Annotated in this window: 24 protein-coding genes; 9 read left to right on the top strand and 15 right to left on the bottom strand. The window is 63.5% G+C overall.

The window, feature by feature from the left end; genetic code table 11:
• Positions 1 to 136: 136 nt before the first annotated feature.
• The 3 genes from NCS03_RS19805 to pqqA all read right to left on the bottom strand — a co-directional run bounded on the left by NCS03_RS19805 (position 137) and on the right by pqqA (position 1,584).
• Positions 137 to 826, bottom strand: coding sequence for a (5-formylfuran-3-yl)methyl phosphate synthase (locus NCS03_RS19805; protein WP_033536730.1), 690 nt, complete (start codon positions 824 to 826; stop codon positions 137 to 139).
• Positions 827 to 862: 36 nt separating this feature from the next.
• The gene (locus tag NCS03_RS19800) at positions 863 to 1,429 is read right to left on the bottom strand and encodes a DUF447 domain-containing protein (protein ID WP_008354334.1); all 567 of its coding nucleotides are present in this window, start codon (positions 1,427 to 1,429) and stop codon (positions 863 to 865) included.
• An 80-nt stretch (positions 1,430 to 1,509) separates the two neighbouring features.
• Positions 1,510 to 1,584: a pyrroloquinoline quinone precursor peptide PqqA gene (pqqA, locus tag NCS03_RS19795; RefSeq protein ID WP_008354335.1), complete on the bottom strand. Its 75-nt coding sequence runs from the start codon at positions 1,582 to 1,584 to the stop codon at positions 1,510 to 1,512.
• Between the two features lie 392 nt (positions 1,585 to 1,976).
• Between pqqA and NCS03_RS19790 the strand changes: the two genes are divergently transcribed.
• From NCS03_RS19790 to fba, 7 genes are all read left to right on the top strand, one after another.
• Positions 1,977 to 3,470, top strand: coding sequence for a form I ribulose bisphosphate carboxylase large subunit (locus NCS03_RS19790; RefSeq protein WP_008354336.1), 1,494 nt, complete (start codon positions 1,977 to 1,979; stop codon positions 3,468 to 3,470).
• Positions 3,471 to 4,170: 700 nt separating this feature from the next.
• Positions 4,171 to 4,587, top strand: a complete 417-nt coding sequence (locus tag NCS03_RS19785; protein ID WP_008354337.1) for a ribulose bisphosphate carboxylase small subunit — start codon at positions 4,171 to 4,173, stop codon at positions 4,585 to 4,587.
• A 15-nt stretch (positions 4,588 to 4,602) separates the two neighbouring features.
• A complete protein-coding gene (cbbX, locus tag NCS03_RS19780) occupies positions 4,603 to 5,523 on the top strand; it encodes a CbbX protein (RefSeq protein WP_250436154.1) in 921 nt (306 codons plus the stop codon).
• Positions 5,524 to 5,539: 16 nt separating this feature from the next.
• On the top strand, positions 5,540 to 6,634 hold the full coding sequence (locus NCS03_RS19775; RefSeq protein WP_008354339.1) for a class 1 fructose-bisphosphatase: 1,095 nt from the start codon (positions 5,540 to 5,542) through the stop codon (positions 6,632 to 6,634).
• A gap of 49 nt (positions 6,635 to 6,683) precedes the next feature.
• Positions 6,684 to 7,556: a phosphoribulokinase gene (locus NCS03_RS19770; RefSeq protein WP_175982833.1), complete on the top strand. Its 873-nt coding sequence runs from the start codon at positions 6,684 to 6,686 to the stop codon at positions 7,554 to 7,556.
• Positions 7,557 to 7,591: 35 nt separating this feature from the next.
• Positions 7,592 to 9,634 (top strand): transketolase, encoded by a 2,043-nt coding sequence (gene tkt / locus NCS03_RS19765; RefSeq protein WP_250529635.1) that lies wholly within the window; start codon positions 7,592 to 7,594, stop codon positions 9,632 to 9,634.
• 28 nt (positions 9,635 to 9,662) lie between these two features.
• A complete protein-coding gene (fba, locus tag NCS03_RS19760) occupies positions 9,663 to 10,700 on the top strand; it encodes a class II fructose-bisphosphate aldolase (RefSeq protein ID WP_008354342.1) in 1,038 nt (345 codons plus the stop codon).
• Between the two features lie 164 nt (positions 10,701 to 10,864).
• On the opposite strand, the gene NCS03_RS19755 is transcribed toward fba, so the two are convergent.
• Positions 10,865 to 12,241: a glycosyltransferase family protein gene (locus NCS03_RS19755; RefSeq protein WP_250503154.1), complete on the bottom strand. Its 1,377-nt coding sequence runs from the start codon at positions 12,239 to 12,241 to the stop codon at positions 10,865 to 10,867.
• Between the two features lie 192 nt (positions 12,242 to 12,433).
• Between NCS03_RS19755 and NCS03_RS19750 the strand changes: the two genes are divergently transcribed.
• Positions 12,434 to 12,982, top strand: coding sequence for a thioredoxin family protein (locus NCS03_RS19750; protein ID WP_250529634.1), 549 nt, complete (start codon positions 12,434 to 12,436; stop codon positions 12,980 to 12,982).
• Here the strand turns inward: NCS03_RS19750 and NCS03_RS19745 are convergent.
• Genes NCS03_RS19745 through NCS03_RS19735 form a run of 3 tightly spaced genes read right to left on the bottom strand, consistent with a single transcriptional unit; the run spans position 12,979 to position 17,011 of the window.
• Positions 12,979 to 14,379: a DUF6513 domain-containing protein gene (locus NCS03_RS19745; RefSeq protein WP_250529633.1), complete on the bottom strand. Its 1,401-nt coding sequence runs from the start codon at positions 14,377 to 14,379 to the stop codon at positions 12,979 to 12,981. The two genes, NCS03_RS19750 and NCS03_RS19745, sit on opposite strands and share 4 nt — an antisense overlap.
• Positions 14,358 to 14,957 carry a flavoprotein gene (locus tag NCS03_RS19740; RefSeq protein WP_008354346.1) on the bottom strand — a complete coding sequence of 200 codons (600 nt, stop codon included), beginning with the start codon at positions 14,955 to 14,957 and terminating at the stop codon, positions 14,358 to 14,360. Before NCS03_RS19740 ends, NCS03_RS19745 begins: the two co-directional genes overlap by 22 nt.
• Positions 14,954 to 17,011 carry a sigma-54-dependent Fis family transcriptional regulator gene (locus NCS03_RS19735; protein WP_250436148.1) on the bottom strand — a complete coding sequence of 686 codons (2,058 nt, stop codon included), beginning with the start codon at positions 17,009 to 17,011 and terminating at the stop codon, positions 14,954 to 14,956. Before NCS03_RS19735 ends, NCS03_RS19740 begins: the two co-directional genes overlap by 4 nt.
• A gap of 327 nt (positions 17,012 to 17,338) precedes the next feature.
• On the opposite strand from NCS03_RS19735, the gene NCS03_RS19730 reads away from it, so the two are divergent.
• Positions 17,339 to 17,830: a dihydroneopterin aldolase gene (locus NCS03_RS19730; protein ID WP_075583615.1), complete on the top strand. Its 492-nt coding sequence runs from the start codon at positions 17,339 to 17,341 to the stop codon at positions 17,828 to 17,830.
• 183 nt (positions 17,831 to 18,013) lie between these two features.
• Here NCS03_RS19730 and NCS03_RS19725 read toward each other — a convergent pair whose 3' ends face one another.
• The 8 genes from NCS03_RS19725 to NCS03_RS19690 all read right to left on the bottom strand — a co-directional run bounded on the left by NCS03_RS19725 (position 18,014) and on the right by NCS03_RS19690 (position 25,151).
• Positions 18,014 to 18,415, bottom strand: coding sequence for a hypothetical protein (locus tag NCS03_RS19725; RefSeq protein ID WP_008354350.1), 402 nt, complete (start codon positions 18,413 to 18,415; stop codon positions 18,014 to 18,016).
• Positions 18,416 to 18,500: 85 nt separating this feature from the next.
• Positions 18,501 to 19,010, bottom strand: coding sequence for a formaldehyde-activating enzyme (gene fae / locus NCS03_RS19720; protein ID WP_250529632.1), 510 nt, complete (start codon positions 19,008 to 19,010; stop codon positions 18,501 to 18,503).
• Positions 19,011 to 19,182: 172 nt separating this feature from the next.
• Positions 19,183 to 20,040 carry a triphosphoribosyl-dephospho-CoA synthase gene (locus NCS03_RS19715; protein WP_175982838.1) on the bottom strand — a complete coding sequence of 286 codons (858 nt, stop codon included), beginning with the start codon at positions 20,038 to 20,040 and terminating at the stop codon, positions 19,183 to 19,185.
• Entirely contained in the window at positions 20,027 to 20,956 is a 930-nt protein-coding gene (locus NCS03_RS19710; protein ID WP_008354353.1) for an ATP-grasp domain-containing protein, read from the bottom strand. The genes NCS03_RS19715 and NCS03_RS19710 overlap by 14 nt, the downstream gene beginning before the upstream one ends.
• Complete coding sequence (gene mch, locus NCS03_RS19705) at positions 20,953 to 21,951, bottom strand: methenyltetrahydromethanopterin cyclohydrolase (RefSeq protein WP_250529631.1); 999 nt, start codon at positions 21,949 to 21,951, stop codon at positions 20,953 to 20,955. Before mch ends, NCS03_RS19710 begins: the two co-directional genes overlap by 4 nt.
• Complete coding sequence (locus NCS03_RS19700) at positions 21,948 to 23,123, bottom strand: ATP-grasp domain-containing protein (protein WP_008354355.1); 1,176 nt, start codon at positions 23,121 to 23,123, stop codon at positions 21,948 to 21,950. The genes mch and NCS03_RS19700 overlap by 4 nt, the downstream gene beginning before the upstream one ends.
• The gene (locus NCS03_RS19695) at positions 23,120 to 24,049 is read right to left on the bottom strand and encodes an NAD(P)-dependent methylenetetrahydromethanopterin dehydrogenase (RefSeq protein WP_008354357.1); all 930 of its coding nucleotides are present in this window, start codon (positions 24,047 to 24,049) and stop codon (positions 23,120 to 23,122) included. Before NCS03_RS19695 ends, NCS03_RS19700 begins: the two co-directional genes overlap by 4 nt.
• Positions 24,050 to 24,098: 49 nt before the next feature.
• Positions 24,099 to 25,151 carry a beta-ribofuranosylaminobenzene 5'-phosphate synthase family protein gene (locus NCS03_RS19690; protein ID WP_008354358.1) on the bottom strand — a complete coding sequence of 351 codons (1,053 nt, stop codon included), beginning with the start codon at positions 25,149 to 25,151 and terminating at the stop codon, positions 24,099 to 24,101.
• Between the last annotated feature and the right edge of the window lie 341 nt (positions 25,152 to 25,492).

Here is a 25,492-nt window from a genome sequence, read left to right as displayed (position 1 = left end):
CGGGCCTGAAAAGCTGCTTTCTTTGCTTACTTTCTTTGCAGCAGCAAAGAAAGTGAGTGCCGCCCCGCACAGGGGCAACGCTAATAGACCGACGCGAAACCGGGATCCTGCGAAAAAGCCCCCGAATAACAGACGCTCAACGAGCAAGATGCAAAGCCCGAACCCACTTCTCGACGCGAAGCGGATCAAGCCTCCCAGTACGTCCATCGCGCTCATCGCAAAGAGCCCCACGAAACCCGGCAATATCCGGCGCGAGCAAACGAATCCTGTCGAGATCGTCCCAACGCAGAGACCCGGCGACGGCAATCATCGTCCCCCGCTTGCGCGCATCGCCGATGCAGGAAGCAAGCGCCCCCACATCGACGCAATCGAACAACGTGCGCCCGTCCTTGCTCGCCGTATCGAACACGATGCCCACAAAACCCAGTTGCGCCGCAAGCGCGGCCAGTTCGCGATCCACGCCATCGTCGGATAACAACACCGGCACGACAGCCGCCGGCAAGCTCGCCAGATGCCGCAAGCACGCAAAAGCGCCCGCCCCGGGCGACACCCCGACCTTCACATAATCGACGCCCGTAGCCGCGACATCGAGCACGCGCGCGGTCATCTCGTCGAGCGCATCGTTGGGCAAATCGCCGATGGTCGCGCTGATCGGCCGCACCGCATACCGCGCACGCAACGCCCCCACGATACGCGCGATATCGCCGATCGCAACAGCGCCCAGCGCGCCCGCGCCCGGCTCCTTCAGGTCGATCAGTTCGGCGCCGGCGTCCGCCGCATCGAAGGCTTCGTCGGCCGAGCGGACGCTCGCGAGCAATGCGGTCATCGTCGAAACTCCAGAGGGATGGCTACGGAAAACGCGTCAGCTCACAGCCTTCGCGCGATGCGCCTCGATCGCCTGCAAAAGCCATTGCCAGGCCTCGCGCTCGGCGTCGCCCGCAGTCTTGTCGATGGCGATCCGCAAATACGCCACCTCGCTATCCACCTTTTCAGGCGGCAACATGAACAGCCGGCTCACGAGAATCGCGCCTTCGACAACCGCCGCCTGCGCGCGATTGAAGCCCGGAAACGGCGCATGCGTCTCGCGATGCACACATTCCATGCGCAACGTCGGGCGCGCTTCGTCATCGAGAAGTTCGGCGAGACGCAGCTCGATATGCGCGAGCGTCGATGCGAGCCGCACGCTTGGCACCGTGCTCGCGGCAACCGTCGGCCAGTCGCGCGCAATGCCCGTCACGCAGCCCGCGAACACGCGCACGTCCGTCGTCAGATTGATGACGGCGCTCTTCGTCGCGATGACGTTATCGAGCGTCGTCGACGGACGGAACGGCGCAAGAATCGCGAGGCCCTCTTCGAAGCGCACGCCCATCGGCGCGATATGCGGCCGGCCATCGCGATCCGCGGTCGTGACGATGGTCTCGTAAATCATGATGGTCGGCGAAAGTATTCGTAGCCGCACGAAAGAGCCGCCATCGCTTCGATGCGGCTTCGTGCGGGTTCGGTCCGCGTTTAGCGGGTGGCGATATACATCGTGATTTCAAAACCAAAACGCATATCGGTGAAGCTCGGCGTAGTCCATTGCATGGGCGTTCCTCCAGATGAGTCGGGTTGATGCCTCGATACCGCTTCGATGATTTGCCGATGCGGACGAATCCGCCTGGCGGCCGGGAGGGGGCCGGCCCTTCGACGATGCAAGCGCCATGCCAATGACATGAAGCGGATGCCGAAGAGCGCGGCTCGCTCATCATGCGCGCCGACTGTGACGAAATCAGAACACAGTGTCCCATTGCTTCGTTCATAAACGCATCAGGGCTATTCCCGACTAAGGCATCGCTTAAGCCCGGGCAAGTAATTCGTGAATTCCTTTCTGTGCGACGCGTGCTTACTCTGCAATGACAGCAGGGCGCGGTTCACAAGCGGCGATCGCTTCGAGCAGCACCGCGACGCCACTCTCATCTCACTGTCGAGGAAACGGAATGAACGACTTCAGCAAGGCCGCCGTCGAGGCGGTGCGCAATCCGTCCGATCCGCGCTCGCGCTATGCGGCCGGCGTCATGAAGTATCGCGAGATGGGCTACTGGCAGCCCGATTACACGCCGAAGGACACCGACGTCATCGCGCTCTTTCGCATCACGCCGCAAGCGGGTGTCGAGCCGGAGGAAGCGGCTGCGGCCGTGGCGGGCGAATCGTCGACGGCGACATGGACGGTCGTGTGGACCGACCGTCTCACTGCATGCGACATGTACCGCGCGAAGGCGTATCGCGTCGAACCGGTGCCGAATGCGCGCGCCGACGAGCCGCAGTACTTCGCTTACATCGCGTACGAACTCGATCTTTTCGAAGAGGGATCGGTCGCGAACCTGACGGCGTCGATCATCGGCAATGTGTTCGGCTTCAAGCCGTTGAAGGCGCTGCGGCTCGAAGACATGCGTATTCCCGTTGCGTATCTGAAGACGTTTCAGGGACCGCCGACGGGCATCGTCGTCGAACGCGAGCGGCTCGATAAATACGGACGTCCGCTGCTCGGTGCGACCGTGAAGCCGAAGCTCGGCTTGTCGGGAAAGAACTATGGGCGCGTCGTGTACGAAGGCTTGAAAGGCGGGCTCGATTTTCTGAAGGACGACGAGAACATCAATTCGCAGGCGTTCATGCACTGGCGCGATCGTTACCTCTTCGCGATGGAAGCGGTGAGCCGCGCGCAAGCCGAGACCGGCGAAGTGAAGGGTCACTATCTGAACGTGACGGCCGGCACGATGGAAGACATGTACGAGCGCGCGGAATTCGCGAAGGAGCTCGGGTCGTGCATCGTGATGATCGATCTCGTGATCGGCTGGACCGCTATTCAGTCGATGTCGAAGTGGGCGCGTCGCAACGACATGATCCTGCATCTGCATCGCGCGGGACATGGGACTTATACGCGGCAGCGCAATCATGGCATCTCGTTTCGCGTGATCGCGAAGTGGCTGCGGATGGCGGGCGTCGATCATGCTCATGCGGGCACTGCCGTCGGCAAGCTGGAAGGCGATCCGTTGTCGGTGCAGGGCTATTACAACGTGTGCCGCGAGGCGCGCAATGAGCCTGATCTGTCGCGAGGAATTTTCTTCGATCAACCGTGGGCGGGGTTGCGCAAGGTGATGCCGGTGGCATCGGGCGGGATTCACGCAGGGCAGATGCATCAGTTGCTCGATCTCTTTGGGGATGACTGCATTCTGCAATTCGGCGGCGGGACGATTGGACATCCGCAAGGGATTCAGGCCGGGGCGACGGCCAATCGCGTCGCGCTCGAAGCCATGGTGAAAGCGCGGAATGAAGGGCGGGATATTGCTCGTGAAGGCCCCGATATTCTTGAAACCGCCGCGCGGAGGTGTACGCCGTTGCAGCAGGCGCTCGATACCTGGCGCGATGTCACTTTCAACTATGCGTCGACGGATACGCCGGATTTTGCTGTTACTGCTACGGCGGGGGTTTAAGAGGTTTGTTGTTGTTGTTGTTGTTGTTGTCGCCGGATCCCGTGTTCGTGTCGGTCTATTAGCACTGCCCCTGTGCGGGGCGGCACTCACTTTCTTTGCTGCTGCAAAGAAAGTAGGCAAAGAAAGCAGCTTTTCAGGCCCGCGGTCACACGCACGTTGGGTAGTTCTCTCGTCCCAGGCGGCACTCGCCTAAAGAGTGCCCTCGAAGGACTAACCGGGCTTGGATCGCGCACGGTCTGCCGCCCGAAGGTGTTGAGGACACTGGTTCAGCACGAAACAGCTTCGGCACAGCGCTACGCGCTGCCGCCGGGTCCGCAAGGGAAACCAACGTGAGGCAAGTGCAGTGAGATGGAGGCGTTAGTGAAGAAGCGCATGCCTCCCCGCTTGACCGGTCGGCCGCGCAGCGGGCTGGAGCTATTTGGTGCTGAACCGGTTTGTTGTGTGGTGCGATGAGACGGACCGTGCGCGAGCCAAGCACGATGGGGCCTATGAGGGCACTCTTTAGGCAGCCCACGATGGACGAGAGGACTACCCAAATTGCGTGTGACCGCGGGCGTATCGGAAGCTGCTTTCTTTGGTTACTTTCTTTGCAGCAGCAAAGAAAGTGACTGCCGCCCCGCACAGGGGCAACGCTAATAGACCGCCGCGAACACAGGATTTCATAGAAGCAGCATGAACCAATCAACCTAAGGATGCCGAAATGAACATCACCCAAGGAACATTCTCCTTCCTGCCACCATTAACCGACGAAGAAATATCCGCACAGATCAATTACGCGTTAGAGCAAGGCTGGGCCTGCTCGGTGGAATACACCGACGATCCCCATCCAAGGAATACGTATTGGGAAATGTGGGGCCTCCCCATGTTCGACCTCCACGATGCCGCCGGCGTGCTGATGGAAGTGAACGAATGCCGCAAGACGTATCCGAACCACTACATCAAGGTGAACGCCTTCGACTCCGTCCGCGGATTCGAAACGATGCGCCTCTCGTTCATGGTGAATCGCCCAGCGGAAGAACGAGGCTTCCGACTCGAACGCCAGGACGACAGAAGCCGCATCCAGCGCTATGCGATCCGCACCTACGCAACCGATCGCCCGAGCGGCGAGCGTTATTGATGAGGAACACCGACCATGAACGCCGAAGCCACGCTCGAAGAAGCGCCGCAAGCGAAAGCGATGCACGCCGACCTGATGGCGCTCTATCGCGAATCGCGCATCGGCGAAGTACTGGCGGAACTGGACCGCGATCTCATCGGCCTCGCGCCGGTCAAGACGCGCATCCGCGAGATCGCCGCCCATCTGCTCGTGGAGCGCGCCCGCGAGACACTCGGTATCGCATCGGGTGCGCCCACGCTGCACATGTGCTTCTCGGGCAATCCCGGAACCGGCAAGACCACGGTTGCGCTGCGCATGGCGCAAGTGCTGCATCGCCTGGGCTATATCCGCCGCAATCATCTCGTCTCGGTGACACGCGACGATCTCGTCGGCCAGTACATCGGCCATACCGCGCCCAAAACGCGCGAAGTGCTCAAGCGTGCGATGGGCGGCGTGCTCTTCATCGACGAGGCCTATTACCTGTATCGCCCGGAAAACGAACGCGACTACGGACAGGAAGCCATTGAAATCCTGCTGCAAACGATGGAGAACCAGCGCGACGACCTCGTCGTGATCCTCGCGGGATACGAGTCGCGCATGGAGACGTTCTTTCATAGCAACCCGGGCTTTCGTTCGCGCATCGCGCATCACCTCGTATTTCCGGACTACGCGCCCGGCGAGCTTCTGCAAATCGCCGAGCACATGCTGCGCGACATGCACTACCGCTTCGACGACGCCGCGCGATGCGCCTTCGAAGACTATCTCGCGCATCGCATCAGACAGCCGAACTTCGCCAACGCGCGTTCGGTGCGCAATGCGCTGGATCGCGCGCGACTGCGTCAGGCGAACCGGCTGTTCGCCGCGGCCGAAAGCGGCAACGGTGTCGCCGATGCCAACGCGCTGATGCAACTCGACGCCAGCGATATCCGCGCGAGCCGCGTGTTCACCGATTCATAACTCGAAGGAGAACGCGATGCAGGATGGACGCACGACCTTATCGAAGTTCCTGATCGACACGCTCGACCGCAAGCCCGGACCCGAGGCGGCGAGCGGACTCTCCGCGCTGTTGATCGACGTGGCCGCATCGATCAAGACGATCGCGGCCGCATTGACGCGCGGCGCGTTGAGCGGACAGCACGGCTCGGCACAATCGATCAATACGCATGGCGAGGAACAAAAGAAGCTCGACCTCGTGACCAACGATATCTTCCTGCAGCATTGCGAATGGGACGGTCTGCTCGCGGGCATGGTGTCGGAAGAAATGGACGACGTCTACGCGATTCCCGAGCCGTATCCGCGTGGCGAGTATCTGCTCGCGTTCGATCCGCTCGATGGCTCGTCCAACATCGATATCAACGGCGTAGTCGGATCGATCTTCTCGGTGTTGAGGCGCGCGAGCGACGAAAGCGACGCGCCCAACGATGCAGCGTTTCTGCGTCCGGGCCGCGAGCAGGTTGCGGCAGGCTATGCGATCTACGGCCCGTCGACGATGCTCGTGCTCTCCGTCGGCAATGGCACGCACGGCTTCACGCTCGAACGCGATGTCGGCAACTTCGTGCTCACGCATTCCGATATTCGCATTCCCGAGGATTCGTGCGAGTTCGCGATCAACGCATCGAACGAGCGGTTCTGGGAACCCCCCGTGCGCCGCTACGTGCAGGAATGCAAGGACGGCCGCACCGGATGCCGCGCGCAGGACTTCAACATGCGCTGGATCGCATCGATGGTCGCGGAAGTGCATCGCATCCTCATGCGCGGCGGCGTGTTCATGTATCCGCGCGACTTCAAGACGCCAGCGATGGAAGGCCGCCTGCGTCTCCTGTATGAAGCCAGCCCGATGAGCTTTCTCGTCGAGCAGGCGGGCGGGCTGTCGATCACCGGGCGCGAACGCATTCTCGATGTCGAGCCGAAAGCGCTGCATCAACGCGTGCCCGTGATACTCGGCTCACGCAACGAAGTGGACCGCATTCAGCGCTATCACGGCGAATACGATCGCGGCGAGGACAAGCCGTTCACGTCGCCCTTGTTCAAGGAGCGCTCGCTGTTCCTGCCGGAAACGGAAGCCTGATCCCGCATCTGAAACGGCGCTCATCGATTACATTCAGGGAGACAAGCGCATGTCAGTCAAACATCCGATCGTTGCAGTGACCGGTTCGAGCGGCGCCGGCACCACCACCGTCATGAAGAGCTTCACGCATATCTTCAGGCGCGAAAAAATCAACGCGCAGATCGTCGAAGGCGATGCGTTCCATCGATACGATCGCCTCGGCATGCGCGAAGCGATGAAGCAGAGCGAACGCGACGGTCTCGTCAACTTCAGCCACTTCGGGCCGGAAGCGAATCTGCTGCTTGAACTCGAAACGCTGTTCGATACCTACGGCGAAACCGGCGGCGGCAAGTTTCGCCACTACGTGCACGATGAAGGCGAAGCCGTGCATTACAAGCAGGAAGCGGGCACCTTCACGCCATGGGAAGACGTCACGCCCGGCACGGACATGATGTTCTACGAAGGCCTGCATGGCGCAGCCGTCACCGACAAGGTCGATATCGCGCGTCATGCGGACTTGCTCGTCGGCGTGGTGCCGATCATCAATCTCGAATGGATTCAGAAGCTGCATCGCGATCAGACGATGCGCGGTTACTCGCATGAAGCCGTCGTCGATACGATCCTGCGCCGCATGCCCGATTACGTGAACTACATCTGCCCGCAATTCTCGCGCACGCATGTGAATTTCCAGCGCGTGCCGACCGTGGATACGTCGAACCCGTTCACGTCGCGCGAGATTCCGCAGCCCGACGAGAGCTTCGTCGTGATCCGCTTCGCGAAGCCGAAGGGCATCGACTTTCCGTATCTGTTGACGATGCTGCACGACTCGTTCATGTCGCGGCCGAATGTGATCGTCGTGCCCGGCGGCAAGATGGGTCTCGCGATGCAGCTCATCTTCACGCCGATGATCCTGCAGCTACGCGACCGGCGCGCGCGCGCATGAAAGGTTTCTCATCATCGCATCCAAGGAGGCATCACATGAATGCCGTCGCTGAAGCATTGCCCCGACTTCATCGCTCACCCGACACGCGGCAGATGGCGAACGCGTTGCGCATGCTCGCCGTCGATGCCGTGAGCCAGGCCAACTCCGGTCATCCCGGCATGCCGATGGGCATGGCGGAGATCGCGGTCGCGTTATGGGGACGTCATCTGAAACATAATCCCGCCGATCCCGACTGGCCCGATCGCGACCGCTTCGTGCTGTCGAACGGGCACGGCTCGATGCTGCTCTATGCGTTGCTGCATCTGAGCGGCTATGACTTGTCCATCGACGAGATCAAGCGCTTCCGGCAGATGGGCAGCAAGACGCCCGGACATCCGGAATTCGGCGTGACGCCCGGCGTCGAAACGACGACCGGACCGCTCGGGCAAGGGCTGACGAACGCAGTCGGCATGGCGCTTGCCGAAACCTTGCTCGCGCGCGAGTTCAATCGGCCGGGGCATGAGATCGTCGACCATCGCACGTATGTTTTCGCGGGCGACGGCTGTCTGATGGAAGGCGTGTCGCACGAAGCGGCGTCGCTTGCGGGCACGTTGCGGCTGAACAAGCTCACCGTGCTTTACGACGACAACGGCATTTCCATCGATGGCCACGTCGACGGCTGGTTCACCGACGATACGCCGAAGCGCTTCGAATCGTACGGCTGGCATGTCGTGCGCGCGGTGGACGGCCACGATGTCGACGACGTATCGCATGCGTTGCAGCTCGCGCGCGAGTCGGACCGGCCGACGCTGATCTGCTGCAAGACGGTGATCGGCCTCGGCGCGCCGAAGATGGCCGGCACGCACGATGTGCACGGCGCGCCGCTTCCCGCCGACGAAGTGGAAGCGACGCGGCACGCGCTCGGCTGGATGCATCCGCCGTTCGAGATCCCATCGCCGATACGCGCGCTGTGGGACGCGCGCGAGGCGGGCGCGGCGGCGCAGGACGACTGGAATCGTCGCTTCGGTGCGTATCGCCGCGTGTTTCCGGGCGAGGCCGCCGAATTCGAGCGGCGCGTGCGCGGCGCGTTGCCCGCGAACTGGCGCGACACGGCGCATACGCTCGTGCGCGATGCGGATCGCGCGCGACAGAGCATCGCGACCCGCAAGGCGTCGCAACTCGCGATCGAAGGACTGGCGCGCGCGTTGCCCGAACTGCTCGGCGGTTCGGCCGACTTGACCGGCTCGAATCTCACGCGCTGGAAGGACGCGGTCGATGTAAGCGCCGCGCCGGAGAAGGGCAACTACATCCACTTCGGCGTGCGCGAGTTCGGCATGAGCGCGGTGCTGAACGGCGTTGCGCTGCATCGCGGGTATCTGCCGTTCGGCGGCACGTTTCTGACGTTCTCCGACTATTCGCGCAATGCGCTGCGCATGGCCGCGCTGATGAAGACGCGAACGGTGTTCGTTTTCACGCACGATTCCATCGGACTCGGCGAGGATGGCCCGACGCATCAGCCGATCGAACACGCCGCGACGCTGCGCATGATTCCGGGCCTCGACGTGTGGCGTCCGTGCGATACGGTCGAGACGATGCAGGCGTGGATCGGCGCGATCGAGCGCGACCGGCCTTCGTGTCTGCTGTTGTCGCGGCAGACTTTGCCGTTCGTGCCGCGCGACGAAGCGCAGATCGACGGCATCGAGCGCGGCGGCTACGTGCTCGCCGACTGGCCTTCGACTTGCGAGCGCGATGCGCGCCGCGTCGTGTTGATCGCGACCGGCTCGGAAGTCGCGCTTGCGCTCGCCGCCGTCGAGCCGCTGAAGAAAGAGGGCATTCTCGCGCGCGTCGTGTCGATGCCTTCGACGACCGTGTTCGATCGCCAGTGCAACGCGTGGCGCGAACGCGTGCTGCCCGAAGGCGTGCCGCGTGTCGCGATCGAAGCGGGCGTCACGGCGTTCTGGCGGCAGTACGTCGGGCTGAATGGCGGCGTGATCGGCATCGATCGCTTCGGTGAATCGGCGCCCGCCAGCGAACTGTTCGCGCACTTCGGCGTGACGACCGATGCGCTCGTCGACGAAGCGCGCCGCGTGGCCGCATGATTTTCGCGTTTTGCATGGAGACATCACGATGGCTTTCATCGCATTGAGGCAGTTGCTGGATCACGCGGCGGAGCACGGTTACGGCGTGCCCGCGTTCAACGTCAACAACATGGAGCAGGTCCACGCGATCATGCAGGCGGCCGAGGCGACGAGAAGCCCGGTCATCCTGCAGGCGTCGGCGGGCGCGCGCAAGTATGCGGGCGAGCCGTATCTGCGGCATCTGGTGTTGGCGGCGGTCGAGGCGCATCCGGATATTCCGGTGGTGCTGCATCAGGATCACGGCGCGAGCCCGTCGGTTTGCCAGCAGGCGATTCGTTCGGGCTTCACCTCCGTGATGATGGACGGCTCGCTCATGCCCGATCAGAAAACGCCCGCGGAATACGACTACAACGTGGACGTGAGCCGGCGCGTCGTCGAGGCGGCGCATTCGGTGGGCGTGTCGGTGGAGGGCGAGCTGGGTTGTCTCGGATCGCTGGAGACGGGGCGCGCCGGCGACGAGGACGGCGTCGGCGCACAAGGCGCGCTGAGTCACGATCGCCTGCTGACCGATCCCGACGAAGCGCGCGCGTTCGTCGAGGCGACGGGCATCGATGCGCTCGCGATCGCCATCGGCACGTCGCACGGCGCTTACAAGTTCAGCCGCCAGCCAACCGGCGATATTCTCGCGATCGACCGCATCGCCGAGATTCACGCGCGCATTCCGGATACGCATCTCGTGATGCACGGTTCGTCGTCAGTGCCGCAGGAATGGCTCGCGATCATCCGCGAGCATGGCGGCGAGATACCGGCGACGTTCGGCGTGCCCGTCGATGAAATTCGGCGCGGCATCGCGAACGGCGTGCGCAAGGTGAACATCGATACGGATATCCGGCTCGCGATGACCGGCGCGATGCGGCGCGCGATGGCGTCGGCGAAGTCGGAGTTCGATCCGAGGCATGCGCTGAAGGCGGCGACGGCGGCGGCGCGGGATTTATGCGTCGAGCGGTTCGAGGCGTTCGGCTGCGCGGGACACGCGGATCGCATCAGGCCGATGGGACTCGAGGCGATGGCGAAGCGGTATCACTGAGAGGAGCGCCGCTCGGTGAGACGGGCGGCTTTAGGCAGATCCTTCTGCGCTTCTTCGACACTGAAAATATACTCGTGTCCTCGGATAGTTAAGGAGAACTTCGATGCTATCCGAGTGCAATCGCCCCACCAATATGCCAAACCGCCAATCGAAACAATTGGGACCTATTTCATGCCTACCGAATCACCGACAGCCATCCCCGCATGTTCCATCTCGGCCCTGCGCAATCGAAGATCGTACGACATGAGCAGCGCCCGCATCTGCGGCGACATGCCGTGATAGTGAACGAGAAAGCTCGACGGCACACGAAAGCCCCACGGCGTGTTGATGTCAACGAGGCTGCATATGTCTTCGCTGCCCAACGATGCCTGCTCCGAGACCGCGCAATTGAAATGCCATTGATCCCCGCCGCCCGATACGAGACTTTGCTTGTCATCGACGTTCTCGACGCTTGCGATGACCCGATCGAGTAGCGCGGCATTCGCAGGCGTGCGGCGAAAGCCCATCACGCCTGAATTGAAAATCCAGGTGCCGACATCGCGCGCAAGAACGAGATCGCGGCTGCTGCAGAAAGACTCGAGCGGCCGGTCGAGATCGTTGACGAGCGTGTCGGCGTCGAGCCAGAAAGCCCATTCGTGATGCGGGAGGTTTTCGCGCAGCAGGAAAGGCTTGACCCAATTGCCGCGCATCGGCAGGCGTTCGGCGATGCGGCGCGGAACCTCGCGATGCACGTACAAGGTATAGCCATGACGTTCGCAATACTCACGCAGGTTCGCTTCTGCGATGCGTCCGTAGATCGCTGCCTCTGGCGTGTAGACGGTCGTGATCGACACGGGCCGTCCGGGATTGCAGGTGCTCATGGCCGTCATCGTGCTTTCATCGGATGCGCCGTCCTCGAACGCACGCGCATGGTTGTTGCGATGTGCATTGAGATGCTCGATGAGCGCTTCCCGCAGCCGGGGATGCACGCATGTTCGCGAGAGATCGGCGTGCTCTTCCGCGATAGCGAGCGCGAATACGCGAAACCGCGGCCATACGGGCATGAGGGGGCCACTGGCGGCGAGCACCGCGTAGATCGGGTTCCGCGCGTTACCGCAAACGCGAGGAAACGTGCATGCATCGAAGGCATCGAGCAGGTCGGTTTCGATTGGCGGTATAGGCGATCCGAACCGGCAGCGATTCACGACTTTCAGCAGCTCGGCGCGCACCCGATCCGTGTTGCGCCAGATTTGAACATCGGGTTGAGGCCGCACGTCCTTGATACGGGTGAGCAGCCAGTCGCGTTCGCCGAGCACGAAGTCGAGCGGCACCGGCTCGACGATCGCAGCGTTCTCGCTCAGCAACAAAACGATCTCGCCCTCTTCGGCGCGGTGCATTTCGGAGAGCAGCGACTCGTACTTGAAGAGCCATTGCGCCGGCGCGTTCCGATAGATGTCTGCCGCGTCGATGACGATATGGCGATACCCATGCAAGGCGGCATAGTGTCGATGATTGTCGAGCGCTGCGCGGGAGGGGTGAAGAAAAAGACTGATGACTTGCATGATGGCGGCGCCGCTCCGTTGAAAGGAGAGCTGCGCGAAGGCTTAAAGGCGTGGAGAAATGTTCAACGGCGGATGCGAAGTACAAAAAACTAAGGATTACGCTGTAGTTCATGTTGTTAGCGGAACCGCATTTTAGGCTATTTGCAGTCAACCATTGAATAGTTCGAGCAACCTTTTTGGAGCGATGTCATCATGCCTACCGAATCACCGACTGCCGAACTCGGCGCGATCGCATCCCGTTTCGTGCTCCCCGCGACCGACGGCAGCATGCACACACCTCATTCTCTGAAGGGTGAGAACGGCCTCGTGATCGTCTTCATGTGCAATCACTGTCCCTACGTGAAGGCCGCGATGCCGAACCTGATCCGCGATGCGCGCGCGTTGCATGAAATCGGCGTCAACGTGGCAGGCATCAATTCGAACGATGCGGCCGTCTACACCGACGACGCCTTCGATCGCATGATCGCGGTCGCCGAAGAATGGAACCTGCCGTTTCCGTATCTGCACGACGAAACGCAGGAAATCGCGCGCGCGTATGGCGCGGTCTGCACGCCGGAGTGCTTCGGCTTCGACCGCGAATTGCGCCTGAACTATCGCGGCCGAATCGATGCGTCGCGCAAGCAGGCTTTGCCCGATGCGCGCCGCGATCTCTTCGAAGCGATGCGCGCAGTAGCGATAAACGGCGAAGCGCCCGAAGCGCAATATCCCGCGCTCGGCTGCTCGATCAAATGGAAGCCTTAGCTTGTCTTTTTTGTGCTGCCGGGCGCATGCCACGCCATCAGGTCTTCATCGGGCCGATCGACTTCGCATCCCCAATCGAGTTGCTCATCCTGATCGAAGCGCTTGCCCAGCTGCCACGCGATTTCCGCGCGCGCGAGCTGCACGCCGAGGTAGAACGCGTGCCCGCCATCGTTTTCGATCTTCAGCGCGGGATAGAGCGCGAACGGATCGACGGCGACGTGATGCCCGTCGCGGTTATAGACATGTATGCCGTCCGCCGATACTTGCACGCGAAAATTCGGATCGCGCACGGCGGCGGCGAATGCGGCGATCTCTTCGGCATCGTACGGAAACGGCCGCTTTGCGTGCAGCGCGGACAGATCGGCGGATATGCCTTTGGGCAGCGTCTGCGTTTCGCGCGCGGCGTGCATCACGCGACGCGCGACATCGGCTTCGCGAACGGCGCGGCGCGCGTGCAGGCTGACCGACGTCGTCAGCACGGCGGCGATGCGCAATTCCGCCGCCATGCCGAACAACACTGCGTTGATGCCGCTCGTGTCGGCCTCGGTCAGCTCGGTCACATTGCCGACGCCCATCATGATCGGCACTTCGGGATGACGCTCGCGCAACGACACGTAACGCGCGATGGACGCCGCGAGCCCGAACGGAATCGGATCGAGAATCGGATCGGCGAGAAAGGCGCGGCCGCGCCTCGTCATCACATCGATTGCGGCATCGAGCGATGCGACGTCCGCGGGCTCGCGCGGCACGAGTATCGGCGTCGACGCAATTTCATCAGTTATCCATAGCGTATCGACGTTGAGGCTCATCACATAGTCCGCGCCCGCGCGCCCGCCGCGCACGAGTTCCTCTTCACGCATCGAATCGACGCTCACGCGATAGCCTTGCTCTTTAAGCATCGCGACCGCGTCCTCGAGATGAGCAAACGGCGTTTCCGGCAGACAGCCGATATCGATTACATCCGCGCCTTGCCGCTTGTATTCGCGCGCGCGCGCCGCGATGCCGTCGAGATCGAGACGCGGCGCATCGACGATCTCCGCGAATATCTCCGTCTCGTAGCGCGACAGATCGACATGCCGCGCCTCGCGTCCGAAGAATTGCGGCAAGTCCTTCACCTCTTCGGGACCGCGCTCGACCTTCACGCCGTAATGCGCGGTGAGGGCGTCGAGATCGCCGCGGCATCGGCCGGGCACGATCATGCGAGTCGTGCCTTCGCCCAAGGGCGTCGCGACGCGCCGGCGGATCATGTCGGCGGTCATCAGGCCCGCGACCTGAAGGCCGATCTCGCGCACTTCCCATGTGAACGGCGATCCTGCGGCCGCAGGCGCGATGCTTTCGAGCACTTGCCGAAGGCTCGGCTCCGCGAGCCGTCCCGTCAGGAAGACGATGTGTTCCATGCGAGCTTCAGGTCCGCCAGGCGTTGATCGAGCGCGGCTTTGAGATCGTCGAGCGAGCGGGCCACCGTGGTATGCGCGAAGCGCGCGAGCCGCTCGACGTTCTCGAACTCGATCGCGCGCGGCCTCACTTCGACCCATTCGTGCGGGGCGTGCGTGATGACGGAGGGCGCGGTATCGCATGCGAACACGATGCCCGGCACGCATTGCTTGCCGGCTTGCGCATAGAGATTGGTGGGCAGGGTGTCGGAGATGCCGAACGCGCATTTGGCGACGGTGTTGCTCGTCGCGGGCGCGATCACGACCGTGTGATATTCGCCGTTATAGATCATACCGACGGGCACGCTGCTCGCGCTGTTGTCGCGCAACACCTTGAAGTGCTCGCGCAGTTTCGCGACGGTCCAGCCGTAGAGCGGCAGCACTTCCTCGCCGGCAGACGAGAGAAACAGATCGACGCCCGGAAGCTGCCGTGCGAGCGCGATCGATTCCTCGAGCATATGGCCCGAGCCCGTCACGCACCACGCAAAGCGCGCGTCGGGCTTGAACTCGTCGAGCCGGCGGGCGGGCGTGGGTTGCGTCATGCGTCGGATGCGCCCGGCGTATCGTGCGACAGCCGGATATGCAGACGATGCATCTTGCGATACAGCGTATTGCGGCTGATGCCGAGCACCTTCGCGACATTGCTCACGTTCCAGCGATGCTCGTCGAGCAACTGAAGCACGGTCTCGCGCTCCTTGACCTGGATCGCGTTGAGCGACGACGTATCGGCATCGTCGGCGAGATGCGGCGCTGCGGTTATCGGCGTGCGTGCGGCGGTTTGCGTGACCGGCGCGACGCCGTTCGCGATCTCTGGCGGCAGATGCGCGCAGCGAATCTCGGGGCCGTCGCAGAGTGCGATCGCCATCTGCAGCACATGCCGCAACTGGCGGATATTGCCCGGCCACGGATAGTTCAAGAGCGCCTGCTTCGCTTCGGCGGAAAGCGCGGGCGGTTCTTCGGCTTCGGTCTCGAGAATATGGCCGATGAGCGCGAGCGCATCGGCGCGTTCGCGCAGCGGCGGCAGATTGATCTCGATACCGTTCAGCCGGTAATACAGGTCCTCGCGGAACATGCCCGTTTGCACGAGCTCGACGAGATTGCGGTGGCTCGCACTGATGAGCTGAAAGTCCACCTTCACCGTCGTTTCCGCGCCGAGCGGCGTGACCTCGTGTTCTTCGAGCACGCGCAGAAGACGCGCTTGCAAGGCAAGCGGCATGTCGCCGATTTCATCGAGGAAAAGGGTGCCGCCGTTCGCCTGCACGATCTTGCCGCGACGGCCTTCACGCTGCGCGCCGGTGAACGCACCCGCGCGATATCCGAACAGTTCGCTTTCGATCAGATTCTCCGGCAGCGATGCGCAATTCACCGCGACGAACGCACCGGTTCCGTTAGGGCTGATGCTGTGCAGCGCATTGGCGAAGACTTCCTTGCCGGTGCCTGTCTGGCCGCGCAAGATGATCGGGATCTTCCGCTGGATCACGCGCGCCGCGAGTTGAATCTGCGAGGCCATGCGCGGATCGCCGAACTCCAGATGCGCGAGCTTGTCGAGGCGGCCCGCCGATGCCGGCTCGCGCGCGTCCTTCTTCGACGCTTTGGCGCGCGCGCCGGGCGCGGACAGATCGCGCGATGCCGGATCGTTCATCAGGATGCGCGTTGCGCCCTTCGCGCCTTCGCGCGACGTCTGCGCAGTGAGGAAGAAGCGGCTGTTCGCCTTCGCGCTGTAGACCGTCACCGGATGGAACGAGCCGCGAATGCTGCGCGCGATCATGTCTTCGAGCGACGCATTGAACGCTTCCTCGATGCGCTTGCCGCACAGCTCGGCGGGCGAGCGCAGATCGAGCTGGAAGAGGGCGCTGCGGCTTGCGGCGAGCACGACGCCATCGTCGCTGACGGCGAGCTTGCCCGCATGCAGAGTGCCGACGAACTCGGGCCGGCTATGAAAGTGGATCATGTTCGCGTGCCGGTAGCGCGCATCGATCAGACGATTTTCGATCATCTGCCGCGACATGCCGACGAGCACGAGCGAATGCTGCTGCAACAGCTTCGAGCGGCTCGTGACATCGAGCACGCCGACGACGGTGCCGCGTTCATCGAAGATCGGCGCGGCGGAGCACGTGAGCGATGTATAGCGTGGATAGAAATGCTCGTGCTGACAAACGGCGATGCAGTCGCGCTCGATGAGGCACGTGCCCATGCCGTTGGTACCGGCTTCGCGCTCGCTCCACATCGCGCCGACGCGCAGGCCGTCGGCGGCGACGGCTTCGCCGAACGGCACCGACGACACCTGATGCACGATGACGCCATCGGCATCGACGAGCACGACGGCGAGTTCAGGATCGGCGAGTTGCTGATAGAGCGTCGTCATTTCGAGCTTCGAGCACGCGATGAGATCGCTCGCGGCTTCGCGACGCTCGTTGAGTTCGTGCTGCGCGAGCACGGGCGGCATGACGAAGCGGCCTGGATCGAGCCTGAATTCCGTGAGGCATCGCAGCCACGATTGCGCGACCGAATCGCTGGCGCGGCGCGCGGCCAGCGGATTATTGACGATGTTCAGCACTTCCCGGACATGCGTGTCTACGTCAGCAAGTGACGACATGGGGGCAAGTCTCCGTTGCGCCGCATTCCGGTGCGCGTTTCGCGCGGCCGTTCGACGCCGAACCTGTTGTGTTTTACGCTGGCGCTGCGGCCAATCGTGCCTGAAGGCGCGCCTCGTGGCCGGATGATCGGGAGATTTCAGGTGCTGTCTGCGGACCCGAACGACCGGTTCTCAAAAACTGTACATCCTTAGGCGCGTAGGTTCAATAAGTAGTCGCATAGAGTGATGCGAACGCGCCCGCTTTTTGCTTGCCATTCGCGGATGGATTCGGCGATTGGCGCCGGGTCTCTTTTCTATAAAGGGCCGCATTCGCGCGGTGATGAACATATGGGCCGATTCGAACCGATCCGCGAAGCTGCGTATGTTGCGCCGCAACCTGATGCGTCCCTATCGCATGCTGCAATGGACATCGTTTATATCGAGGGACTGACGGGGCAGACGGTTATCGGCATCGACAAGAGCGAGCTGCATGATCCGCAGCCGGTGCGGATGAGCCTCGCGATCGGAGTGCCGTCGTTGCGCGCCTGCGTGACGGATCGGATCGAGGACACGGTCAACTATGCGGCAGTGCGGGAGGCGGTTCACGGGCTGCTTGCGTCGCATGGATTGCAGTTGCTGGAGGCGCTGGCGGAGCGCATCGCGCAGATGCTTATCGCGGATTTCGGTGCGCATTGGGTAAGGGTTACGCTGGCCAAGCCAGCCAAGTTCGATGATGTCGATGCTGTGGGTGTTGTGATTGAGCGACGACGTAGCGTCGATGTGCGGGGCGGCGGTTCTGTTAGCCTTGCTTGGATCGGGCGGGGGTATGTGCCGGGGTGATGGGTTTTTGGTTTTTTTTCGCTTTTGGTTTTTGGCTTTGGTTTTCGCCGGATCCCGGTTTCGCGTCGGTCTATTAGCGTTGCCCCTGTGCCGCCCCGCACAGGGGCAGTGCTAATAGACCGACACGATCACGGGATCCGGCGAAATCAAGAGCGCGAGAGAAAACCGCAAGCAAAAAGAACTTCACTTGGCAGCAGCCTTCTGCTGAATCCCACAAGCCTTATAAGCATCCCTCTGCAATTCCCGATACTTTTTGGTTTGAGCCTTCGCGCGATCCACGCGAAACTCTGCCCCACCTTCCCCACCCAACGTAGCGTACTTAGAAAACGTAGATTGCTCGACGTAATCGTCATAAGTAAGCACCTTGGCGATCTTGTCGATCGCACACGAGCACTTGTACACGTTGGCGAAATCGTGCCCGTTATCGTCCATGCATCCGAGCACGTATTCCACGCGCCCTTCGGTCGGATAATCGTGCGTCTTCGCCGGCGGCGGCCCGCCACCCGCGCCTGTCGCGGCGAACGAAAGCGGCGAGATCAGCGAGAGGCAAAGAAGCACCGACAACGCGCAGCAACGTGGGGTCATGCGAAGAGCCTCGTGGTTATGAAACGAACAACGCCAAAACAGCCGGCACGCAAAAGACCCACACGCACCGGCCCCAAACAACAAATCAGCTCGGCGAGAACGGATGCGACATCGTTCCCTTCTTCAATACTACATCCTGGGCCGATGGCTCGCCCGCCACCGCGCGCGCAATCGCTTCCTTCGTCGCCTGATAGTTGAAGTCGTGAATCTTCTGGTCGTTGTCCGCTTCCCAGTGAATGAACACGCCGACGCAAATGAACAGGTCGTCGGCTTCGTCGGCGGGAATGACGCCGCCTTCCACGCTGTCGGCGACAGCCATCGCCACCGCGCGCTGCGCCGGGCCGAACATCTGCACGGCCTGCTTCGCGCCCTTGATCGTCACCTTGTTGAAGAGAATCGTGTTCGGCTTGGTCAGCAGATTCGGCGCAACCACGGCGAGCAGCGACGTGAAGCCGTCCTTGTTGTTCGTGAGCGCGTTGCAGAACGCGGTCTCGGCAGCGGAACCTCGCGGTCCGATGATCAAGTCGATGTGTGCCACCTCGTTGCCATCGCCGACGAGCGACTCTCCTACCAGGACGCGGTTGATCTTGGCCATGCTGTTCCTCCAGTGATGTGTGGTTCTAGGGACTAGCGACTTGCTCTCGACTCGCGACGGGCACCTCTTTAGCCGCGCAAGGCTCGCGGTCGCACCGGATTGCCGATGCGACCGCTCAACCGCGAACTTCCTAACATGTTCCGTGCCAATTTCCGGTCCGCGCGGGCAGACTTCATGCATTCGCCGATGACGTCGTCAACGCGACGAAAAGCGCCGCCACCGCGAGGTCCGCGCTCGTGCCGGGATTGATGCCGCGCGCCTTCAGTTCGGCATCCCATCGATCGAGCGCGGGCGACTCCGCGGGACAACCCGCCGCGTGCCAGTTCGCGCGATGCATCGCCGCATCGCGCGTGACACTTTGCGCCATCGCCGCGCCCTGCTTGCGCACAATGTGCGAATCGGGCCAGCCGGAAAGAAACGTCAGGAACGCTTCCAGCATCGCGCGATGCTCCGTCGCCGACGACACGGCGCCCACCGCATCGAGGCCCGCGCCGAAGATATCGGCGAAACCGTTCTCATACTGACGCGCAATGCTGTCGCGATCCGCCGCGAGCGACATCGCCGCGCGCAAGGTCACGGTCGGCGGCGCATGCACGGGCTGCTCGGGCGCGTCGCCGAGGCCGCCCGGATTCGCCAGCGCGATCGCGCGATACGCGAGGCGCGCATCGTCGACGTCCAGTTCCGCGAGCACGCGCTCGGTCGCCGCGCGCCAGCGCGATGCATCGATCGGAGCGTCGCCATCGAAACGTTCGAGCGCGGCGCACAAAGGCGCGGCGAGCAGCACGATGCCCAGATTCGTGTTGCAGCCGACCGCGTCGAAAGTCCGCCGCACGGCGTCGAGAATGCGCGCGCCCACGCGTGCGCGCGGCGTGAAAAGTCCCGCCGCCGCCGTGCCCGCGCTCGCGATGAATTGCGCCGATGTCATGTTGTGCCCCGCGCTCGCGACGCTCACGTTGCCGGGCTTCCTGGTCTCGACATCGAGCCGGCACGCGCGCAGAAACGCGGTGCGCGCGGCGTCAGACGCGCTCATCGCCGCTGGCGAGCGCAAGCGGGCCTTTCGATGCGGCCAGCTTGCGATCGAGAAAATCGTCGACGAGCAGCGCCGCGATATCGCGCGGCGTCACCGATTGCAAACCGCGCCACGCCGCGACGCCGTTCACTTCGAGCACGACCGGCCGTCCGCCTTCCGCCGGAATCAGATCGACGCCCGCGTAGTCGAGACCGAGCGCCTGTGTCGCGCGCACGGAGATGTCTGCGAGCGCGGGCGTGATTTCGGCAGGCTCGCATATCGCGCCGCGCGCGAAGTTGTGGATCCAGTCTTCGCCGCCGACGCGCTTCATCGCCGCGACCGCCTTGCCGCCGATCACGAGCACGCGCCAGTCGAAGCCAGGCGCACCCGCATCGACATAACGCTGCAGATACGCGACCTGACTGAAGGGTTCCAGCGACGGCAGCGTCACGCCGGGCTTCTTCAGCCCTTTGCCCTGCGAACCGAAAAGCGGCTTCATCACGACTTGCCGGCCCGCCGCCGCCTCGCGCATCAGCACGCGCTGCGCATGCGACGGCGATTCGCTTGCCCACGTCGCGGGCGTCGGCACGCCGTATCGGTTGAGCAGAAAGCTCGTCATCGACTTGTCGACGCTGCGCTCGATCGCGCGCGCATCGTTATAGACGGGCACGCCGCTCTCGCGCAGCGCATGCAGGATGCCGAGCCGCAACGTCACCTGCTCGAACGTGCCGCCCGCGATGCCGCGCACGAACACCGCGTCGGGCAGCGTGTGGCCGAAGCCGGGAATCGCGAGACCGTGCGGCTTCCATGTCGTGTCGATGCGGCAATCCGCGAGATCGACGCAACGCGCTTCGACATCGCGCGCGCGGAATGCTTTCTTCAGGCGGCCGGTGTGCCAGCCTGTCTCATCGGTCATGATGGCGACGCGCAAGCTCATGACGCGCTCCATTGCGCGTCGAGCAAAGGCTTGTCGACCTTGCCGGCGTGATACGTCGCGCCGCTTTCGAGACTCGACACCCACGCTTCGGCGGGCGCGAAGAGCGCCGGATCGATCTGATAGAAGTCGTAGTTGAACGACGTGAAGATCTCCGCGAACGGACGCCCGTAATCGCGCGCATTCGACGACGGCAATTCGGCGGCGAGCCGCTTCGCGACCGCATCGCTTTTGACCGTCAGATGCACGCGGCCGCCGTAGAGGATCGCGTCGTTGGTGCGGCCCATCGCCTGGATGCCGTCGGGCGCGGGCGGCGGAAGCGGCGCGCTGCCGCTGCCTTCGACAATCTCCGCGAGATCGACGCCCAGCACATGCGTCTTGTGCAGCGCGACTTCCACGACACGCGCGACGACCTGCACCGTGCCCGCAACAGACTGTGTCGGCGTCACGGCGATGACGAGCTTGTCCGGCGCGAGGCCGCAATCGTTGAGCACTTTGTCGATGACAACTTGCGGCGGCAGCCGGTCCACTTCCATCACGAGCGCACCGCGATCGTGACGGTCGCGATAGCCCAGTTCGTCGAAGAGCGGTTCCTTGCACGCGAGCGCGCGCGCCGGCCCCGAGCCGAGCGAGAAAAATTTCTTGCCGCCCGTTTGCTCCTTGGTCGCGGAAAGGCTCCAACCCGCGTACTGACTCGCGAGGCACGCGAGCACCGGGTTGCTCGTATGCACTTCGATGAAGCTCGGCCAAAGCGGTGCGTCATCGAACGCGCTGCGCCGCGCGACCCGCCCGAGCCCGCCCATGCAGATGCGCGCGATCAGGATGCCCGCGTCGGCGCTGCCTTTGGCGTCCACGCCCGCATCGACGATGACGGTGCCGCCATCGGTGCGCGTGACGTCGACGTGAAGACGCGCGGCATCGTCGATGAGACGCGCGACGAGCCGCTCGCTCGATGCGTTGACGCTCACCGCCGAATCCGCCTGGAAAGTTGAAGTCATGGTCTCGATAAGAGTTCGATGCGTTGCAAAAGGCGCGCATGCTCGCGATCCAGCGCGTCGCGCAGATCGGAGAACGCGGGCGCGGACGCGGTCATCGTGCAGACCGGCTGGCCCGCTTCGATGCGCGCGCCGACGAGCGGCACGTCGTGACACGCTGGATCGTCGAAACATGCGTCGCTGAACGCGGGCGACGCCGTGAAGCCTTCGTGCGCGAACACGACGCGCTGCCCCGCATGGAGCGGCGGGGTGCGAGCGGCGGTATCCGGCGCGTGCGGCAGCTCGCCGTGCAGACACGCATCCAGATGCGCGCCGATCAAACCGCGCGGCCAGGCGTCGGGCCAGGCGGCTTCATAGAGCGCCATCGTCGATGACGGGCGCGTGTTGATTTCGAGCACGCTGAACGTGTCGCCGTCGAGCAGAAAGTCGATGCTGTTCAGCCCCGTCAGATCCGTTTGCCAGACGATTCGATCAATCGCTTCGACGATGCGCGCCGCGATGCGCGCGGACAATCGCACCGGCCCGAGCGAGCCCGCGTGCACGAAGGGCAGACGTCCCGCCGCGACCGTCAGTTGCTCCGCGAAGCCGATGACCGCCGCCTCGCGATGCGCGGCGACGAAAAGCGCGGACATCGAACGGCCCGGCGCGAGCCGCTGAAAATACGCGCCGGCGGGCGCGCGCCCGACATCATCGGCCCATTCGATATGCGTGCCGCCGCAGCCGTCCGAACGTTTGACGAGCCAGCCGCTGCGATCGGCGGGCGGCGTGTAGCGCACTTCCGGATGCGCGATGTGCGCTTCGTCGAGCAGCGCGAAGAAGCGGCGCGGATCGCGCACCGCCGCCGCCTGCGCGCCGTTGCCGATGAAGCGCGGCATGTGCGGCGCGCGGCTCAGTTCGCCCGCGAGCGGCTCCAGTCCGCTCGTCACGATGAGACCGAGCATGCGCGGCAGGCGCGCGGCGTGTTCGAGCGCATCGAAGAGACGCGCGCGATCGATCGACAGACCCTTGCCGCCAATATCGAACCACATGCCCGCGTGCTCGCGCGTGTCGCGATCGCCGAAGATATCGAGCGCGACGACGTTCAGTCCCGCGCGCGCCGCCGATTGCGCCAGAAGCCGCGCCGACAAACCCGCGACGGCGATGCGCGGTGCGCGGGATAGCTCGCCTGCGATCATGAGCTTTGTCCCGCGACGATCGCGCGGGCTTCGTCGAATGCTTCGGGAAAGCCGAGATAAACGGGCTTGCCGCCGGTGCGCATGCGCAAAAACAGCCGATGCTCCGCCTGATATTTGACGTTGCCGATCGCGAGCGCGCCGATGCCGACCGCGTCCGCGCGCGCGGCGCCCGCGAGCGGTTTGCCGTCGTCCATCACGTTGACGCCGGCGATGCCTTCGGGCGGCACGGCGTTCACATCGGCGGCGATCAGCAGGTTTTTTGCGTGGGCGAGATCGGCGGATGTCATCACCTGTACGCCCGCGACCGCCGTCGCGAACACGACTTCGGCGCGCGCGAGTTCGCGATGCAACTGATCGGGCGAGCCGGTCGCGACGCCCGAAGTCGCGATATCGAAGCGGCGATTGATTTCGTCGCTCACTTGCGTCGCGCGCGACTGGCTCGAATGGCTCGCGACGACGACATCCGCGCCGAGCGATGCGGCCATCGCCGCGGCCACGCGTCCGACCGCGCCGGTGCCGCCGAGAATGAGCACGCGCTTGCCGCCGAGATCGACGGAATGCGCGGCGCGCAGATGCTTTTCCGCGAGCGCGACGAGCGCGGCGGCGGTCGTGTACGCGCCGCTCGGATCGGCGAAGACGGAGACTTCGAACGGCGGGACCATCGCGTTGCGGGCTTTTTCGAGCATGTCGGCGGCGAGCATCACGTCGCGTCCGCCGATGAAGATGCCCGTGCGCGACACGCCTTTTGGCCCGCGCGAGAAGATCGCGTCCTGCGTGAGCTGCACGACGATGTCTTCATCGACATTGCAGTAGGGCACGAGGATCTGATAGCCCGCGTCGGCGGCCATGTTCACATCGAACGGACTCATTTGCGGCGTGCTGGTGAACATGTGCAGGACGTAGGGTCTTTCGGTGGCTTCGGGCATGGCGATGGACTCGTTGGGCGTGGTGGATGGTTCGACGTGCGTTCCGTGCTCAGGCCGCGTCCGCGCCGTGATGGCGATGACCCGCCGCACGCCACGTCGCGCCGCGATTGCGTCCGGCGGCGATCGTGAACGCGAGCGGTGCGCCTTGCGAGACGCGCTGCGCGGCGGCGAGCGCGCGTTCGGCGTCCTGCGCGCTCGCGACGAACGCGAAGCCGACCGGCCCCCACGATGTCTGTCCGATGCCCGCTTTCTGCTCCGCGGCGACGGCTTCGAGCGCGCGCGCGACGGCGGGGCTCGCGAACACGCCGCCTTGAACGGGCGCGAAGTATTCGCCGATGGTGTGTTGCAGGTCGCAGATGGCGTCGGCGTAGGTGTCGAAATCGTGTTCCGCGACGGCGGGCAGGACGCGCATCAGCACGAGATGCGAAAGGTGCGCGGCGAGCGATGCGGGGAAGGGTGCGAGCGATGCGAGGCCGCGTTTCTCTTCGTCGCCGTGGAGGCCTTCGCGCGAGGTGTCGTCGATGAGCAGGACGCGCCATGCGTCCGGGAATGGCTGGCGGGCGATGAGCGGCGGCAGTTTCGTCGTGGAGGTGTGGCGGGTATTGCGCGCGTCGCGGCCGCCGTCGACGATCAGGCCGCCGTGATCGAAGCCATGTATGCCGATGCCCGAGCGCGCGCCTCGCGCGAGGATTGTGGCGATATCGGCGGTGGTGGCTTCGTGGCCTCGTACGCGGGCGTAGGCGGTTCCCAGGGCCAAGGCCAGCTGCGTGCCGGAGCCTAAGCCCGTGTGGGCGCGTGGGGTTTCGTGTACCTCGATGTCGATCGTTGGGCCTTTGCCCAGTGCTGCTTCCAGTTGCTCGACGTGGTGTTCGATGCGTTCGCGTTGTGCTTCGGTGGTTGCGCCTTCGATGTGCGCATCGCGTCTGGATGCTGGTGCTTGCCTCGCCGTTATGCGCGTGCCGTGCGCGTCGATCGCAAGACCCACGCTGCCGAAGACGCGGCCCAGCGAGCCATTCGGATCGATGAAGCCAAGATGCAGGCGCGCAGGCGATTCGACTGTGATCGCCGTGGGCGGCGAGATGCGTGCTGGTTGAGTCGGCATCGGGATGGGCTTCCTTTTTCTTGGCGGGATTTTTTTGGGGCTTTGGGGTTAGGCAAATCCTGTACCAGTTTTTTTGTTTCGCCGGATTCCGTGGTCTGTCGGTCTATTAGCGTTGCCCCCTGTGCGGGGCGGCACTCGCTTTCCTTGCTGTAGTCGCCGGATCCCGGTTTCGCGTCGGTCTATTAGCGTTGCCCCTGTGCGGGGCGGCACTCACTTTCTTTGCTGTAGTCGCCGGATCCCGGTTTCGCGTCGGTCTATTAGCGTTGCCCCTGTGCGGGGCGGCACCTACTTTCTTTGCTGCTGCAAAGAAAGTAGGCAAAGAAAGCAGCTTTTCAGGCCCG

Source organism: Caballeronia sp. ATUFL_F1_KS4A, assembly GCF_023630905.1.
In the GTDB taxonomy this organism is placed as follows: Bacteria; Pseudomonadota; Gammaproteobacteria; order Burkholderiales; family Burkholderiaceae; genus Caballeronia; species Caballeronia zhejiangensis.
The sequence above is the reverse complement of the archived record's forward strand: the minus strand, read 5'-3'. Positions and strand labels throughout refer to the sequence as shown.